The 15,043-nt window shown below is 69.1% G+C and carries 15 protein-coding genes and 1 tRNA gene; 5 read left to right on the top strand and 11 right to left on the bottom strand.

Annotated elements, in window-relative coordinates; all coding sequences use genetic code 11:
• Positions 1 to 10 precede the first annotated feature (10 nt).
• From B378_RS0110305 to B378_RS0110295, 3 genes are all read left to right on the top strand, one after another.
• Complete coding sequence (locus B378_RS0110305; protein ID WP_017343715.1) at positions 11 to 997, top strand: carbohydrate ABC transporter permease; 987 nt, start codon at positions 11 to 13, stop codon at positions 995 to 997.
• Positions 994 to 1,938 carry a carbohydrate ABC transporter permease gene (locus B378_RS0110300; protein ID WP_017343714.1) on the top strand — a complete coding sequence of 315 codons (945 nt, stop codon included), beginning with the start codon at positions 994 to 996 and terminating at the stop codon, positions 1,936 to 1,938. Before B378_RS0110305 ends, B378_RS0110300 begins: the two co-directional genes overlap by 4 nt.
• Before the next feature lie 102 nt (positions 1,939 to 2,040).
• A complete protein-coding gene (locus tag B378_RS0110295) occupies positions 2,041 to 3,159 on the top strand; it encodes an ABC transporter ATP-binding protein (RefSeq protein ID WP_017343713.1) in 1,119 nt (372 codons plus the stop codon).
• Positions 3,160 to 3,210: 51 nt separating this feature from the next.
• Here the strand turns inward: B378_RS0110295 and B378_RS0110290 are convergent, their stop codons facing one another.
• Positions 3,211 to 3,624, bottom strand: coding sequence for an SHOCT domain-containing protein (locus B378_RS0110290; RefSeq protein ID WP_017343712.1), 414 nt, complete (start codon positions 3,622 to 3,624; stop codon positions 3,211 to 3,213).
• 45 nt (positions 3,625 to 3,669) lie between these two features.
• Positions 3,670 to 4,158, bottom strand: a complete 489-nt coding sequence (locus B378_RS0110285; protein WP_017343711.1) for a DUF192 domain-containing protein — start codon at positions 4,156 to 4,158, stop codon at positions 3,670 to 3,672.
• Between the two features lie 61 nt (positions 4,159 to 4,219).
• Here B378_RS0110285 and B378_RS0110280 point away from each other — a divergent pair.
• Positions 4,220 to 4,293: transfer RNA gene (locus B378_RS0110280), tRNA-Val, on the top strand.
• 343 nt (positions 4,294 to 4,636) lie between these two features.
• Here the strand turns inward: B378_RS0110280 and B378_RS0110275 are convergent.
• From B378_RS0110275 to ligA, 4 genes are all read right to left on the bottom strand, one after another.
• Positions 4,637 to 5,749, bottom strand: coding sequence for a site-specific DNA-methyltransferase (locus tag B378_RS0110275; protein ID WP_017343710.1), 1,113 nt, complete (start codon positions 5,747 to 5,749; stop codon positions 4,637 to 4,639).
• 90 nt (positions 5,750 to 5,839) lie between these two features.
• Positions 5,840 to 6,655: an ABC transporter permease gene (locus B378_RS0110270; protein WP_017343709.1), complete on the bottom strand. Its 816-nt coding sequence runs from the start codon at positions 6,653 to 6,655 to the stop codon at positions 5,840 to 5,842.
• Positions 6,652 to 7,632, bottom strand: coding sequence for an ABC transporter ATP-binding protein (locus tag B378_RS0110265; protein WP_017343708.1), 981 nt, complete (start codon positions 7,630 to 7,632; stop codon positions 6,652 to 6,654). The genes B378_RS0110270 and B378_RS0110265 overlap by 4 nt, the downstream gene beginning before the upstream one ends.
• 72 nt (positions 7,633 to 7,704) lie before the next feature.
• Entirely contained in the window at positions 7,705 to 9,885 is a 2,181-nt protein-coding gene (gene ligA / locus B378_RS0110260; protein ID WP_026046256.1) for an NAD-dependent DNA ligase LigA, read from the bottom strand.
• Between the two features lie 326 nt (positions 9,886 to 10,211).
• On the opposite strand from ligA, the gene B378_RS16810 reads away from it, so the two are divergent.
• Positions 10,212 to 10,385, top strand: a complete 174-nt coding sequence (locus tag B378_RS16810; protein WP_155118211.1) for a hypothetical protein — start codon at positions 10,212 to 10,214, stop codon at positions 10,383 to 10,385.
• 23 nt (positions 10,386 to 10,408) lie between these two features.
• Here the strand turns inward: B378_RS16810 and B378_RS0110255 are convergent, their stop codons facing one another.
• From B378_RS0110255 to B378_RS0110235, 5 genes are all read right to left on the bottom strand, one after another.
• Complete coding sequence (locus tag B378_RS0110255; RefSeq protein ID WP_017343706.1) at positions 10,409 to 11,608, bottom strand: amidohydrolase family protein; 1,200 nt, start codon at positions 11,606 to 11,608, stop codon at positions 10,409 to 10,411.
• A gap of 107 nt (positions 11,609 to 11,715) precedes the next feature.
• The gene (locus B378_RS0110250; protein WP_017343705.1) at positions 11,716 to 12,051 is read right to left on the bottom strand and encodes a glutaredoxin family protein; all 336 of its coding nucleotides are present in this window, start codon (positions 12,049 to 12,051) and stop codon (positions 11,716 to 11,718) included.
• Positions 12,048 to 12,431, bottom strand: a complete 384-nt coding sequence (locus tag B378_RS0110245) for a hypothetical protein (protein WP_017343704.1) — start codon at positions 12,429 to 12,431, stop codon at positions 12,048 to 12,050. The genes B378_RS0110250 and B378_RS0110245 overlap by 4 nt, the downstream gene beginning before the upstream one ends.
• Positions 12,431 to 13,348 carry a glutamine-hydrolyzing GMP synthase gene (guaA, locus tag B378_RS0110240; RefSeq protein WP_017343703.1) on the bottom strand — a complete coding sequence of 306 codons (918 nt, stop codon included), beginning with the start codon at positions 13,346 to 13,348 and terminating at the stop codon, positions 12,431 to 12,433. Before guaA ends, B378_RS0110245 begins: the two co-directional genes overlap by 1 nt.
• The gene (locus tag B378_RS0110235; RefSeq protein WP_017343702.1) at positions 13,349 to 15,004 is read right to left on the bottom strand and encodes a CTP synthase; all 1,656 of its coding nucleotides are present in this window, start codon (positions 15,002 to 15,004) and stop codon (positions 13,349 to 13,351) included. It lies immediately after the preceding gene.
• Between the last annotated feature and the right edge of the window lie 39 nt (positions 15,005 to 15,043).

The following is a 15,043-nucleotide window of genomic DNA, read 5'->3' as shown; positions in this document are numbered from 1 at the left end:
GACGAACCATATGACACGGAACACTGACACCGGCGACGACAGTGGCGACGCATTTCCCGACGGCGGCGTCGCCGAGGGCGGGCAGCGCTCCGGATTCAGCCCGATCTCGGCGCTGAACGAACGCTTCGGCAGCGACTTCGTCGAGTCGTCGCAGTTCTGGCTGCCGCCGTTCCTGCTGGTGGGTCTCTTCGTCTACGGCGCGATCATCTGGAACCTCCTGATATCGCTGACGGATTTCACCGGCTTCGGGACCCCGGACTACAGCGACTTGGACCTCGAGATGTACAGCCGCGCGTTGGCGGACAGCGGGTTCATCGACGCCGCGATCAACACCTTCATCCTGCTCGTCGGGTTCACCCTGGTGACGCTGGCGCTCGGGCTCGGGCTGGCGATCCTGATCGACCGGAACATCCGGTTCGAGAACACGTTCAGGACGATCTACCTGCTGCCGATGAGCCTCTCGTTCGTCGTCACCGCCCAGTTCTGGGCGTGGATGTTCAACTTCAACAACGGGGTCATCAACATCGTCATCACGTCGCTCGGCTTCGGCCGGGTCGACTGGATCGGGAACCCCGACATCGTCCTCTGGGCGGTCATGTTCGCACTGATGTGGCAGTTCGCGGGGTACGCGATGGTGGTGTTCCTCGCGGGCCTGCGGGCCATTCCGAACGAACACTACGAAGCGGCGAAGGTGGACGGCGCCTCGACGGTCAGGATGTACTGGCGCGTGATCATCCCCCAGCTGAAGGGGTCGACGATCAGCGCCTCGGTCGTCCTCATGGTGTTCGCGCTGAAGGCGTTCGACTTCCTGTACTCGCTCGTCGGCGGGTACCGACCGCCGAACGGGGCCGACATCCTCGCGACGAAGATGGTCCGCGAGGCGTACGCGAACCTGAACTGGGCGTACGCCTCGGCGGTCGCCATCACCCTGTTCCTGATGACGCTCGGAATCGTCGGTCCGTACCTCTACTACCAGTACAATCGGGGGAACCTATGAGCAACGACGCACGAACCGACGGCGGCACGGCATCGGCGACGGACACCGGCGCGTCAGCGGGGGCGCTCGCCGGAATCGACGGGTACCGAGTCCTCCTGTATCTCGGGCTGCTCGGGATGTTGACGTTCTTCTTGATTCCGATCGAGTCGGGGCTCGTCACCTCGTTCAAGACGTCGAGCGGCGTCTCCGGCTCCCTCCCCTTCGCCCCGCCCACGGGGAGCACGTTCACCCTCGAGAAGTGGCAGTCCGCGTTCGACGCGCTCGGACGGGGACTGATAAACAGCGCGCTGTACGCGATCCCGGCGACGGTCATCTCGGCGCTGCTCGGGAGCTTCGCCGCCTACGGGATCACGCAGTCCGACTGGAAACAGAAGTACAAGGCGCCGGTGCTCGCGCTGTTCGTCGCCGGGATCTTCATCCCGTATCAGGCCGTGCTGGTCCCGCTTTCGCAGTTCTGGTCGATGGTCTCGCTCCAGGACTGGTTGGGATTCGTGTGGGCGCTCGGGATCAACGACGACTACGCCGGCGTCGTCGAACTGATCGTCACCCACGTGGCGTACGGACTGCCGATCTGTACCGTCCTGTTCAGGTCCTACTACAAGAACATGAGCGAGGAGATGATCGAGGCCGCGCGGTTAGACGGCGCGTCCATCCGCCGGATCTACCGCCGCATCGTGCTCCCGCTTTCGGGACCGATGTTCGCGGTGGTCCTGATCTACCAGTTCACGCAGATCTGGAACGACCTCCTGTTCACGCTCGTGTTGGTCCAGACGGAGTCCAGCGCGGCGGCGCCGATCGTGTTGATCCTCGCCGGACTGGGCACGTCGCTCGAAGGACAAGACTTCGCGCTCCGAATGGCGGGCGCGTTCATCGCCGCCCTGCCGACGCTCGCGGTGTACATCGCGTTCGGCGAGGAGTTCGCCGAGGGGGTGGCGACATGAACGCCGCCGCCCGCCAGCAGCTATCCATGACTCGACAGCAACCACACAGCCGACCGGAGGTATCGCTATCAAACCGTCGCGCCGTTCCGCGGGGGCGATAGCATGGGGACGCTCGAACTCGACGGCGTGACCAAGGTGTTCCCCGACGGCGACAGCGAGGTCGTCGCCGTCGACGACGTCGACATCGAGATGCGCGACGGCGAGTTCCTCGTCGTCGTCGGCCCCTCGGGCTGCGGCAAGTCGACGACGCTCCGGATGGTCGCGGGGCTGGAGACGGTCACCAGCGGCGAGATTCGGCTCGCCGGGAACGTCGTCAACGACGTGAAACCGCAACACCGCGACATCGCGATGGTGTTCCAGTCGTACGCGCTGTACCCGCACATGACCGTCGAGGGGAACATGGCGTTCGGCTTAGAGGAGTCGACGGAGCTCTCCGACGAGGAGATCGAGACGCGCGTCACCGACGCCGCGGAGACGATGGGTATCGCCGAACTGCTGGACCGCAAACCCTCCGACCTCTCCGGCGGCCAGCAGCAGCGGGTGGCGCTCGGGCGAGCGATCGTCCGCGACCCGGAGGTGTTCCTCATGGACGAGCCGCTCAGCAACCTCGACGCCAAGCTCCGGTCGGAGATGCGGACGGAGCTCCAGCGGCTCCAGAGCGAGCTCGACGTGACGACGATGTACGTCACGCACGACCAGACCGAGGCGATGACGATGGGCGACCGGATCGCGATCCTCAACGCCGGCGAGCTCCAGCAGGTCGCGACGCCGCTGGAGTGTTACCACGAGCCGGCGAACCGGTTCGTCGCCGGGTTCATCGGCGACCCGTCGATGAACTTCTTCGACGTCGAGCGAGACGGCGACACGCTCGGCGGGTCCGTGTTCGACTACCCGCTGTCGGCGTCGACGCTCGACGACGTCGGCGACGTGACCGACCTCACCCTCGGGGTCCGCCCCGAGGACATCTCCGTCGCCGGCGACGCGGCCGGCGACCACGCGTTCTCCACGGTCGTCGAGGTCGTCGAGCCGATGGGCGACGAGAACACCGTCTACCTGCGGTTCGAGGACGCTCCCGAGGGCGAGACGTTCATCGCCACCGTGAGCGGCCTCCAGCGGATCTCGGTCGGCGACGAGGTCACCATCGAGATCCCGGAAGAGGCGATCCACCTCTTCGACGGGAACACCGGCGAAGCGGTCCACAACCGCGATATCGAAGAGTAACGCGTCGGTACCGCGGTCCGACCCGTCGGGCGGTGCCGACGGGCTCTGCGGTCACTCCCGGATTCGTTCCACTTCTCGCCGGACGCCCTCTCGTACCCTGTCGGCGACGTCGCCGCCCGGGTCGTCGACGGTCTCGGCGTCTTCGGTCTCCAAGAGGCGGTCGAGCTTGCGCTCGAACTCCGTCTCGTCGATCTCGCCGCGCGCGTAGCGCTCGCGGAGGGCGTCGAGCGCGGGGTCGCCGGTGGCGTCCGCGCGGTCGTCCGGGTCGTCGTCCGGGACCGGCTTCGTCAGGGTGTGGAGGACGGGAAGGAGGATAGCGAGCCCGAAGAACCACACGAGCGGGAGCCACCACCAGACGCCGGTGAGGAGGGGGGCGGCGACGCCGGCGCCGACGACGCAGAGGGCGAACATCCGCCGCCAGCGGTGGCGGAGGTTCCACGCGATCCGGCCGGGGAGTCCGGTCATGGTCGGGCCGACGCCTGCGAGGCTCAAAGCGGTTTCGTCGGCCGGTCACTCCTCGTCGAGGCCCTCGATCACCAGCCGGTCGCCCGGCTCGACGCCGTGGCGCTCGCTCCACCCCCGCGGGGCTTCGAGGACGTACCGCCCGGTTCCCTCGTAGCGCGTGAACGGTCGTGACTCCGGTTCCGCCTCGTGGATCCGGGTGACCGTCCCGTTCGCGTCCGCGAAGACGATGTCGATGGGGAACGCCATGTCGCGCATCACGTAGGTGCGCTCGGCGCTCTCGCCGTGGACGAACAGCATCCCCTCCCCGTCGTCGAGCGCTTCGGTCGCGGAGAGGCCGACGTACTGCTTCACGAACCCGTCGGCAACCCGTGCTTCGACGGTCGCGAGCGTCTCGCCCGTCTCGCCGTCGACGGCCTCGACCGTGGTCGTGTCGTAGCCGGTGATGAGGAGGGCCGGGTTCGTCGCGGCGACGGCGGCTCCGAGGAGGCCGACGAGCGCGAGCGCGGCCACGACCCCGACGAGGCGGCGGTTCACGGTCGGGGTTCGCGTCGCGGAAGGAAATCGTTTTCCGCTCTCGGCGGGTTCAAACGGGTGAGGGCTCGTGGTCTAGCTGGTTATGACGCGGCCTTTACAAGGCTGAGATCGGCGGTTCGAACCCGCCCGAGCCCATTTCTGGGACGAACGAAGTGAGTCACAGAAATGTCTGCGAGGGCGCGGTTCGAACCCTATCGGTCGCGCGCAGCGAGCGAAGCGAGCGAGCACGTCCGATTTCGGTTCGAACCCGCCCGAGCCCACTGTTGCTGTCGCGAGCAATTTCGCGAGCGACAGCAACGTGCGTGTTTGAGGGCGGGTTCGAAGCAGGGAACGGAGCGAGCGGTGCGAGGTGCGAGCAACGCGAGCACCTCGGCGGCGAGCGGAGTGAGTGAGGTTTGAACCCGCCCGAGCCCATCTCCTGGGCGAGCAACTTCGCGAGCTACAGGTACGGAGAGGCCGGTTGGAACGCCTGGAGAAGTTACCGGAACTGACTCCCAAGGGTTGCCTGTCCGTGACCGTCTGCGTCCCCGTCGATCGACTCGGACTCGTTGTACGGGGAGTGCGTCACGGCGTATCCGCTCTCCGTCTGCTCGACGCCGTCGATCGTATAGAGTTGGAGGGGTTTCTCCTGTTTCGTCGTGACCGGGAAGTCGTAGTTTTCGGCGTCGTATTTGAACTCCTTACCGTCTTCCAAGCGCTGCTCGACGAACTCCTCGTGGTCTCGAACCCGTTTCGACACCGTGGCGTGAGCGAGTTCCGCGACGTCGGCGACCTCCGCGTCGAACACCTCCGTGAACTTCTCTTGGAGCTCGTACCCGACGGAGTTCCGAGCGGCGATCATCGCCGCCAGCGAGGTCGTCCCGGTCCCCCAGAACGGGTCGAGCACTGTGTCTCCGTAGACGCTGTACATGTTGATGAGCCTGTACGGGACCTCCAGCGGGTACGCGGCCGAACGGTCCCTGAGCTCCGTGTCGGCGTCCGTTAGCTCCTGTGACGTTCCCCGAACGTCTTCCCAGACGTCGGAGAACCACTCGTTGCGCTCCTCCCAGAAGTACGCCGACTCGTATCGGACGTCGGTCCCGGACGGGAACTCTCGGCTCTGTTTCCCGTTACGGAAAATGAGCAGGTACTCGTGTTCGAGGGTCGCGTACGCGTTCGGTGGCATCATCCCCGACCCCATGAACTTCGCCGCCGAGTTGGCGGGTTTCCGCCAGAGGATGTCCGGGAGGGGTTCAAACCCCATCTCGTCGAAGCGCTCGGTGATACGCGCGTGGTTCTGGTAGACTCTGAAACTGTCGTCCACCTTCCGAGTCGCGTCGCCGACGTTGATACACGCGATCCCGCCGTCAACGAGGACCCGTTCGACTTCGTCCCACGTCTCGGCGAGCTCCTCGTGCATCAGGTCGAAGGCCCGCCGACCGTCGCCTTCGTCGAGAGACGTTTCGATGTCTGCGTTCAGCGAGAAGAAGAGGTCGTCCCACATCTCGATCATCGGATACGGCGGGGAGGTTACGACGAGTTCGACCTCGTTGTCGTCTAACTCCGAGAGCGAGGTCGAGTTCCCGACGAAAACGTCGTGGGCAGTCTCCATACGCACAGGCTATTCGTGCGAGCGTTTGTAGCTATTGTTGCGCCCGTCGACCCGCGCGCATCGGCCCGAAAAGCTCTACGACGGGGGCGCCTACAGGTCGTCCGCGTCGAACTTCAGCAGCCCGGCAAGCGGCGGCGCGAGCGTCCAGAACACGAGCATCGCGGCCGCCGACAGCTGCTGGTTCACGGTGTCGCCGGTGAACAGCTGCTCCGCGAGGAAGGCGTTCGACAGCGCCTCCACGGCGGTCGTTGGGTTCGAGACCCGGAGGAACACGTCGACCTGAGCCGCGGACACGGGCAGCGCGTCGACGACCGGCCCGACGGCGCCCACCAGCTGGCCGGTGAGGGGGCCCCACAGCAGGACGAAGAGGACGTATATCGCGACGCCCCCGATGAGCGCCCGGCGCTGAGTGGAGGACGCGGCCGAGCAGCCCACGGAGACGGCGACGAACACGACGCCGAGCGCGGCCGCGAACACGGTGTACCCGAGGAACGCGCCGGCGTTGAACACGACCGGCGCAGCGATCAACACCAGCGCGGGGAGCAGGAACCCGGCGAACACCGCGAGCGAGAGCGCCGCGCCGCGACCGGCGACCTTCCCCAAGACCACGTCGGCCCGCGAGTGCGGCAGCGACAGGAGCAGCTTCAGCGAGCCGGACTCGCGCTCGCCGCTCACCGCGTTGTAGCCGACGACGACGCCGACGAGCGGGACGAGCGTCGTGACGAGGAAGCGGCCGACGAAGGCGCTCAGGAGGAGTTCAGTGGCGAACTGCTCGCTCTCGCCGGTCGGGCGCACGGCGTACGCGAACGCCGAGACGAGCAGCGAGAACAGCACCACGAGGGCGATCATGCCGCGCGACTGAACCGTCTCCCGGAAGTCCTTCCGGGCGATGGCGGCGAGGCTCATCGGTCCACCTCCCCTTCCGCCGGTTCGTCCTCGCTCGACGTGGACGCGACCGCACCGGCGTCACCCTCAGCCGCGTCGGCCTCCGTGTACGCCAAGAAGAGGTCCTCCAGCGAGGCCTCGCGCGTGTGGAAGTCGGCGACCGCGACGCCGGCGTCCTCCAAGGTGGCGATCACGTCCGTCTTCGCGTCGCTGGCGCAGTCCACCACCAGTTCGTCGCCGTCGCGGGTGACGCCGGAGACGCCGTCGAGCGCGCGGACCGCCGCGACCGCGTCGTCGTCGGCGCCCGCGGCCGCGACCTCCAGGGTCTCCTCGCCGCCGACGGCCTCGCGGAGCCCCTCGACGGAGTCCTCGGCGACCAGTTCGCCGTCGCGGAGGATGCCGACGCGGTCGCAGACGGCGTCGACCTGTTCGAGGATGTGCGACGAGAAGAAGACGGTGGCGCCGCGCTCGGCCTCCGTCCGGACGATCTCGCGCATCTCCTTGGCGCCGGCCGGGTCGAGGCCGGACGACGGCTCGTCGAGGATCAGCAGGTCGGGGTCGCCGACGAGCGCCATCGCGAGGGCGAGCCGCTGGCGCATCCCTTTCGAATACTCGCCGGCTGAGCGGTCGGCCGCGTCGGCGAGGCCGACGCGGTCGAGGAGCGCGTCCGGGTCGTCGTCGGCCTCCTTCGACTCGACGGCGAACTCGACGTGTTTCCGACCGGAGAGCCGGTCGTACACCGAGAAGCCGTCGGGGAGCACGCCCGTTCGGCGGCGGATATCGACCCCGTCGGTCGCGACGTCGGCGCCGAGGACGCGGACCGTCCCCGCGGTCGGGCGGACGAGGTCTAAGAGCATGTCGATCGTGGTGGACTTGCCCGCGCCGTTCGGCCCGAGGAACCCGTACACCTCGCCGTCTTCGACGGTGAGATCGAGGTCGCGAACGGCCGTGACCTCGGCGAACTCCTTGGTCACGCCCCGCAGCTCGATGGCGGTCATGCCTTCCGGTTCCGGCGTGAGTTGATAAAGGGTTGCGGGTCGGGGCGAGCGTCGCCCGCGCCGCCGCTGCGGCTACGCGTCGCCCTCGGGGGGCCAGTCGACGCCGCGCTCCGCGAGCAGGTCGGCGAACCCGTCCTCGTCGACGACCGGCACGTCCTCCGCGGCCGCGTCGTCGCGCTTCGACCGCCCCGGGCTCTCGCCCGCGACGAGGTAGTCGGTGTTGCCGGAGACGCTCGACGTCGCGTTCGCGCCGCGCGCCTCGACGTGCGCCTGCGCGTCGCCCCGCGGGACGGACAGCGAGCCGGTGAACACGAACGTGAGGCCGTCGAGCGCGTCGGCCGCGCCGTCGCCCGCCTCGGTCTCGAACGGCTCGGGGTCGACGCCGCGCTCGCGGAGCCCCTCGATCGCGGCGCGGTTCTCCTCGTTGTCGAGGAACGTCCGGATCGATTCGGCCACCTCGGGGCCCACGTCGTCGACCTCGCGGAGGGCCGCCTCGTCCGCGTCGAGGAGCGCGTCGAGCGTCCCGAAGCCCGCGGCGAGCGCGCGGGCGGTCGTCGCGCCCACGTCCGGGATCCCGAGCCCGGCGAGGAAGTCGTCGAGCGGGGGGGTCCGGGTCGCGTCCAGCTCGCGGACCAGGTTCTCGGCGCTCGTCTCGCCCCACCCCTCCAGGTCGGCCAGCTCCTCGGCGGTCAGGTCGTAGAGGTCCGGCAGCGACTCGACGAGCCCCGCCTCGCGGAGCTGTTCGACGCGCTCGGGGCCGAGCCCCTCGACGTCGAGCGCGTCCCGTCGCGCCCAGTGTTCGACCGCGCGCTCCAGCTGGGCCGAGCAGCCGAGCCCGCCGGTACAGAAGGCGAGCGGGCCGTCGCGCTCGACCGGGGCCCCGCAGACGGGACACTCGTCGGGGAACGCGTAGGTCCCCTCGCTGCGCTTCTCGACGACCTCCGGGACGTAGGGGATCACGTCGCCGGCGCGGTAGATCCGGACGCGGTCGCCGACGTTGACGCCGAGCGCCTCGATCTCGGCGGGGTTGTGGAGCGTGGCGCGCGAGACGGTGACGCCGCCGACGTCGACCGGGTCGAGCTCGGCGACGGGCGTGAGCCGCCCGGTGCGGCCGACCTGGACCGTGACCCCCTCGACGGTCGTCGTCGCGGTCCGCGGCGGGAACTTGTGCGCGAACGCCCAGCGCGGCGCGCGCGACGTGCTCCCGAGCGCCTCCCGGTGGGCGAGGGCGTCCACCTTGATCACGACGCCGTCGACCGCGTAGTTCAGGTCGTCGCGGGCGGCGAGTATCGCGTCGCGGTACTCGATCGCGGCCTCGACGTCGTCGACTATCTCCACCCGGTCGTTTCGCCGGAGCCCGAGCGACTCGAACGCGTCGAGCGCGTCGCGGTGGCGCGCGGGGCGCTCCGGCCCCTCGTCGCCGGCCTCCCACGCGAGCACGTCGAAGAAGAAGACGTCGAGGGGGCGCTCGGCGACGACCCCGGGGTCGAGCTGGCGGAGCGTGCCGGCCGCGGCGTTGCGCGGGTTCGCGAACGGCTCCTCGCCCCGCTCGATCAGCTCGTCGTTGTACGCCTCGAAGGCGTTTCTCGGCATGTACACCTCTCCGCGGACGGCGAGTCGGTCGGGGTGATCGTCGCCGCGTAGGCGGCCCGGGATCGAGCCGATCGTCCGGACCTGCTCGGTGACGTCGTCGCCCTCCCGGCCGTCGCCGCGGGTGGCCGCGCGGACGTACTCGCCGTCCTCGTACACCACTTCGATCGAGAGGCCGTCGAACTTCGGCTCGCAGACGTACGCGAGGTCGGTGGGGTCGAAGCCATCGAGTTCGCCGGACTCGGCCGCGTCGGCAAGCCCCTCGCGGACGCGCTCGTCGAACTCGCGGACCGCGTCGGCGTCGGTCGCGTTGTCGATCGAGAGCATGGGCGCGACGTGCTCGACCGTTTCCAGCGCGTCGAGCGGCTCGCCCCCCACCTGCCGCGTCGGGGAGTTCTCCGTCGGGAGGTCGAACGCGGCTTCGAGCGCTTCGAGCCGGGCGAACAGCCGGTCGTACGCCTCGTCCGAGATCAGGGGGTCGGCCGCGACGTAGTACCGGTGGTCGTGCTCGCGGACGGCCGCCCGGAGCAGTTCGGCCTGCTCGGCGGCCGCGTCCGCGGAGAGGTCCTCGACCGGCTCGAAGTCGGTCGGGGGGTCCTCGACGTAGGGGTTCTCGTCCGGGTCCGCGTGCCGGGTCGACGACCCGGATTGCGCGCTCGTCATCGACCGACCCTTGCGTCGGCTCGGGTTAAAAGCGACCGTTCGGATCGCCTCGCGGTCGAGCCCGCAGTCGACGACGGCGAGACGGCATTTAAACATCCGCGCGACGGCGACGATTACTTATAAACGAACGCGCGGTGCGGTGGCGCGTGCCGGTGAGCGCCGCGACGCGGCGCGAACCGCACGCGCGAGGGACGCGGCGACCGAAGGGAGCCGCGAGGCTGGGGAGGCGTGAGGTGCCGTGCTGTGCGGTGCGGGGTGGGGTAGGACTCAAAGGGGCAGCCGCGAGGCGGGCGTAGACGACGTAAGCACCACAGGGAGCGAACGCAGTGAGCGACCGAGGAGCGCAACGAGTGTACGCCCGCCTCGCGGCTGGGGCTTTGGAGGTGTTCACCGCGCCGGCGACCAGTTATAAACGAGCAGCTAAGATTTTCGCCGCGCTCACCGCAGAATCGAGTTTTATTTATAAACGCCCGACCGCAACTCGGCTCGGCCGTTTATAAGAGCCGCACCAGACTGAATTCGCCTATTTCACGCGCTCGCCGCGCGCGAACACCGCCTCGGGGTCCTGCCACGCCGCGACGTCCTCGGTCGGGTCGGCGTCAAGGAGGACCAGATCCGCCACGTACCCTTCCGCGACCCGCCCGACGTCGTCGAGCCCGAGCAGGTCGGCGGCGTTGACGGTGGCGGCCTCCAGCGCCCGCTCGGGGGAGAGCCCGTAGTCGACCATGTACGCCATCTCTTGGGGAATGTCCGCGAAGAAGTTGAACGGGGTGCCCGCGTCGGTGCCCATCGCGATCGAAACCCCGGCGTCCAGCGCGTGGTCCCACGCGTCGTCGAAGCGGTCCGCGGCGTCCTCGGCCTTCGCGACGGCGTCCTCGGGGATGCCGGCCTCGACGCCGTTGTCGACGATACCGCGGAGCGCGCTCGCGGTCGGCACCCAGTAGGTGCCGCGCTCGGCCATCATCTCGGCGGCCTCGCGGTCCATGAACGTCCCGTGCTCGACGCTGGAGATGCCGGCCTCGACCGCATTCTTAATCCCCACCTCGCCGTGGGCGTGGGCTGCCGTGGGGGTGTCGGTCGGCGCGGCCGCGTCGGTGAACGCGGCCAGCTCCTCGGGCGTGAGCTCGGGGGCGCCCGTCACCGCGCCCTCGGTGAGGACGCCGCCGGTGGCCATGCACTTGAGCACGTCCGCGCCGGCCTTCAGCTGCTCGCGGGCCGCCTTCCGCACCTCCGCGGGGCCGTCGGCCTCGCGCCCGAACCAGTTGCCGTGGCCGCCGGTCATGATCACGTTGCGGCCGCACGCGAGGACGCGCGGGCCCGGGATGTCACCCGCCGCGACCGCCTCGCCCGCGTCGAGCGCGAGCGTCCCGCGGCTCCCGAGGTCGCGGACGGTCGTGACGCCGTTCGAGACAGCGGCTTCGAGGTTGCTCGCGGTCCGGTAGCTCGCGGTGTAGTCGCTGTCGGAGACCGCGGTCGAGACGTCCGGTCGGCCGTCCATCATGACGTGGACGTGCGCGTCGATCAGCCCGGGCGCGACGACGCGGTCACTCGCGTCGACGGGTTCGAGGTCCTCGTCCGGGACGTCGGCGACCGCGTCCGCGACCGTCTCCGGATCGCCGACCGCGGCGATCTCGCCGTCGACGACCGCCACGTCCGCCCGCCGTGTTCCCTCCGCGTCCGCGACTCGACCGCCGGTGAACAGGTGTGCGTCTCCGTGTGCCATGGCGATCAGAGGGGCGGACGAACGGGTAAATGGTCGGGTCGCGGTAGGGGAGACCGAAGAGATCGCGAGCGGACCGCGGGCGGATCGCGGACGGGACGGCGACCGCGTCAGGTCGCCGCCAACAGCTTCAAGCGCAGCTCGCGCTCGTCGACCTCGTACTTGAACGCCGGGTGGCCGTCGACCAGCACGTACGGGACGCGCTCGCCGTACTCCTCGGCCAGTTCGGGGTCGGTGTCGACGTCGATCACGTCGAGGTCGACCCGCACGCCGTCGAGGTCGGCGGCGACCGACTCGATCGTCTCGCGGGCGACGACACAGAGCGAGCAGTCATCGCGGGTGTAGAGGGTGACCGGGACGGTCGCGGGGGCGTCGTCGGACGCGTCGTCTCGGGCCGCGTCCCCGTCGCCCTCCTCGGCCGCCGTCGAGTCGTCCTCCCCGCTCACGGCTCGCCGTCGTCGTCGGACAGCAGCTCCTCGGCGACCGTCGCTGCGTCGAGCAGGTCGGGGTCGACCGCGAGGTCGGCGACGGTCGCGACGAACTCCGGCAGCGACCGGCCCGCGTACGTGACGATCTGGACGTCGGGGTTCAGTTCCTTCGCGACCGGGATGCCGGTGGCCTCCTCGACGTCGGTGAGGACGAACAGGTCAGCGTCGGCGACGCCGGCGTCCTCCAGCTTCGCCGCCGTGACGAGCCCCTCGATCCGGCGGATCTCGACGCCGAGCGCGGCCAGCTCCTCGCCGAGGCCGTGCTCGTCGGGGCCGGCGACGATCGCGATTTCCCCCTCGGCGCGACCGCCGTCGGGGCGGACGGGAGCTCCCGCCATCACTCGTACTCGATCGTCGCGGGCGGTTTGTGGGTCACGTCGTAGACGACCCGCGCCACGTTCTCGTTCTCGCCGGTGATCCGGCTCTGGATCCGCTGGAGCGTGCCCCAGTCGAGCTCCTGCGCGCGGGCGGTCATCCCGTCGCGGCTCTCGACGGAGCGCACCGCGACCACCCAGCCGTGGACGCGGTTGTCGCCCTTGACGCCCGTCGCCTTGCCGAGGACCGCGGCGAACGCCTGCCACGGGTCGTACTCCTCCAGTTCCTCCTCGACGACGTGAGTCGCCTCGCGGGCGACCGCGGCCTTCTCCGGCGTCACCTCGCCGACGATCCGGACGGCGAGCCCGGGGCCGGGGAACGGCATGCGCTCGGAGATGATCTCCTCGAGCCCGAGCGCTCGGGCGACCTCGCGCACCTCGTCCTTGTAGAGGTCGCGCACGGGCTCGACGATCCCCTCGAAGTCGACGACTTCGGGGAGGCCGCCGACGTTGTGGTGCGACTTGATGTTCCCCTCCGACTCGATGCGGTCGGGGTAGATCGTCCCCTGGACGAGGAAGTCGGCGTCGACGTCGCGCGCGACCGTCTCGAACTCGTCGATGAACCCCTCGCCGATGACGTGGCGCTTCTCCTCGGGGTCGGTGACGCCTTCGAGCCGGTCGAAGAATCGGTCCTGCGCCTCGATCACCCGCAGCGACTCCATGAACGAGAAGGTGTCTCGAATCTCGTCGGTCTCCCCCTTCCGCATCAGCCCCGTGTCGACGTAGACGGGGGTGAGCTGGTCGCCGACCGCCTCGTACGCGAGCGTCGCCGCGACCGAGGAGTCGACCCCGCCCGACAGGGCGATCACGGCGTTCGCGTCGCCGATCGCCTCCCGGATCTCCGCTTTCGCCTCCGCGATGAATTCCTCCGTCTCGACCATCTATAGCCTCATGTCCGCGTTCCGCTCGGTTGTGTCCGTCGATCCCAGCGCCGCCTCGACGAGCGAGACGAACGGGGGGCTCGCGCGGTCCGGGCGCGACCGGAACTCGGGGTGCGCCTGCGTCCCGAAGAAGAACGGGTGGTCTGGACGTTCGAGGATCTCCATCCGGTTGTCGGCGCGCCCGGAGAAGACGAGCCCGTCGGCCTCTAAGGCGTCGATGTACTCGGGGTTCACCTCGTAGCGGTGGCGGTGGCGCTCGGTACAGGAGTCGGCGTCGTACACCGCGGCCGCGAGGGTGTCGGGCTCGATGTCCGTCTCGTGGGCGCCGAGCCGCATCGTCCCGCCCATGTCCTCCGTCTCGTACTGGTCGGGGAGGAGGTCGATGACGGGGTGGGGCGTGTCGGGGTCGATCTCCGCGGAGTGGGCCCCGTCGAGCCCGAGGACGTTGCGCGCGTGTTCGACGACCGCCATCTGGAAGCCTAAACAGAGCCCGAGGAACGGCACGTCGTTCTCGCGGGCGTAGCGGATCGCCTCGATCTTCCCGTCCGTGCCGCGGGAGCCGAACCCGCCGGGAACGACGACGGCGTCCGCCTCGGCGAGCCGCTGTTCGTGCTCCTCCTGCGTCTCGTCGGCGTCGACCCACAGCACGTTCACCTCGGTGCCGGTCTGGATGCCGGCGTGTTTCAGCGCCTCGTGGATCGACATGTAGGCGTCTTCGAGCGCGTACTTGCCGACGAGCGCCACGTCGATCTCCTCGTCGCGGTCACGGGTGACGAGGTCGCGCCACTCCGTCGAGCGCTCTTCCTTCGGGAGCGCCTCGTCGACGAGGCCGAGCCGCTCCATCACGTACTCGTCTAACCCCTCGTCTTCGACCATCAGCGGGACGTGGTAGATGTCCTCGACGTCGGGGTTCGAGAAGACGGCGTCCGTGGGCACGTCGCAGAATAAGGCGATCTTTTCTTTCGTCTCCGGGTCGAGCCGGTCCTCGGAGCGCCCGACGAGGATGTCCGGCTGGAGCCCGATCGAGCGCAGCTCCTTCACGGAGTGCTGGGTCGGCTTCGTCTTCTGCTCGCCGTTCTTCGAGTAGGGTACGAGCGTGACGTGGGTGAAGAGGATGTCCTCGTCGTCCTCCTCGTGGGCGAACTGGCGGAGCGCTTCGAGGAACGGCATCGACTCGATGTCCCCCACGGTCCCGCCGATCTCGACGAGGCAGACGTCGGAGCCCTCGGCGGCCTCGCGGATGCGCCGCTTGATGTCGTCGGTGACGTGCGGGATGATCTGGACAGTCTTGCCGAGGTAGTCGCCGGCGCGCTCGCGCTCGATGACGTGCTGGTAGGTCTTCCCCGTGGTGACGTTGTGGTCGAACGTCATGTCGGTGCCGAGGAAGCGCTCGTAGTTGCCGAGGTCGAGGTCGACCTCGCCGCCGTCTTTTAACACGTACACCTCGCCGTGCTCGTACGGGTTCATCGTCCCGGCGTCGACGTTGAGGTAGGGGTCCACCTTGACGGCGGTGACGTCGAAGCCCGCGTTGGCGAGGAGGCGCCCGGTGCTGGCGGCCGTGATGCCCTTGCCCAGCCCGGACATCACACCGCCCGTGACGAACACGAACTTCCGACCCAGCGAGGGGTCGTACCCCGTGTCGGGATCTGCTGGCATATCGACCGTCCGGCAGGGGCCGGCAAAACCGTTTCGGAC

The organism is Halorubrum sp. T3, from assembly GCF_000296615.1.
Classification (GTDB): domain Archaea; phylum Halobacteriota; class Halobacteria; order Halobacteriales; family Haloferacaceae; genus Halorubrum; species Halorubrum ruber.
Note: the sequence above shows the minus strand (reverse complement) of the source record. Positions and strands in the feature narration are given on the sequence as shown.

What these genes read in the sequence shown, in the direction of transcription:
- B378_RS0110290 (WP_017343712.1), bottom strand. Translation starts at nt 3,624, where the DNA reads ATGACCGGACTCCCCGGCCGGATCGCGTGGAACCTCCGCCACCGCTGG.
- B378_RS0110235 (WP_017343702.1), bottom strand. Translation starts at nt 15,004, where the DNA reads ATGCCAGCAGATCCCGACACGGGGTACGACCCCTCGCTGGGTCGGAAG.
- B378_RS0110265 (WP_017343708.1), bottom strand. Translation starts at nt 7,632, where the DNA reads ATGACCGCCATCGAGCTGCGGGGCGTGACCAAGGAGTTCGCCGAGGTC.
- B378_RS0110300 (WP_017343714.1), top strand. Translation starts at nt 994, where the DNA reads ATGAGCAACGACGCACGAACCGACGGCGGCACGGCATCGGCGACGGAC.
- B378_RS0110275 (WP_017343710.1), bottom strand. Translation starts at nt 5,749, where the DNA reads ATGGAGACTGCCCACGACGTTTTCGTCGGGAACTCGACCTCGCTCTCG.
- guaA (WP_017343703.1), bottom strand. Translation starts at nt 13,348, where the DNA reads ATGGTCGAGACGGAGGAATTCATCGCGGAGGCGAAAGCGGAGATCCGG.
- B378_RS0110245 (WP_017343704.1), bottom strand. Translation starts at nt 12,431, where the DNA reads ATGGCGGGAGCTCCCGTCCGCCCCGACGGCGGTCGCGCCGAGGGGGAA.
- B378_RS0110305 (WP_017343715.1), top strand. Translation starts at nt 11, where the DNA reads ATGACACGGAACACTGACACCGGCGACGACAGTGGCGACGCATTTCCC.
- B378_RS0110295 (WP_017343713.1), top strand. Translation starts at nt 2,041, where the DNA reads ATGGGGACGCTCGAACTCGACGGCGTGACCAAGGTGTTCCCCGACGGC.
- B378_RS0110270 (WP_017343709.1), bottom strand. Translation starts at nt 6,655, where the DNA reads ATGAGCCTCGCCGCCATCGCCCGGAAGGACTTCCGGGAGACGGTTCAG.
- B378_RS0110255 (WP_017343706.1), bottom strand. Translation starts at nt 11,608, where the DNA reads ATGGCACACGGAGACGCACACCTGTTCACCGGCGGTCGAGTCGCGGAC.
- ligA (WP_026046256.1), bottom strand. Translation starts at nt 9,885, where the DNA reads ATGACGAGCGCGCAATCCGGGTCGTCGACCCGGCACGCGGACCCGGAC.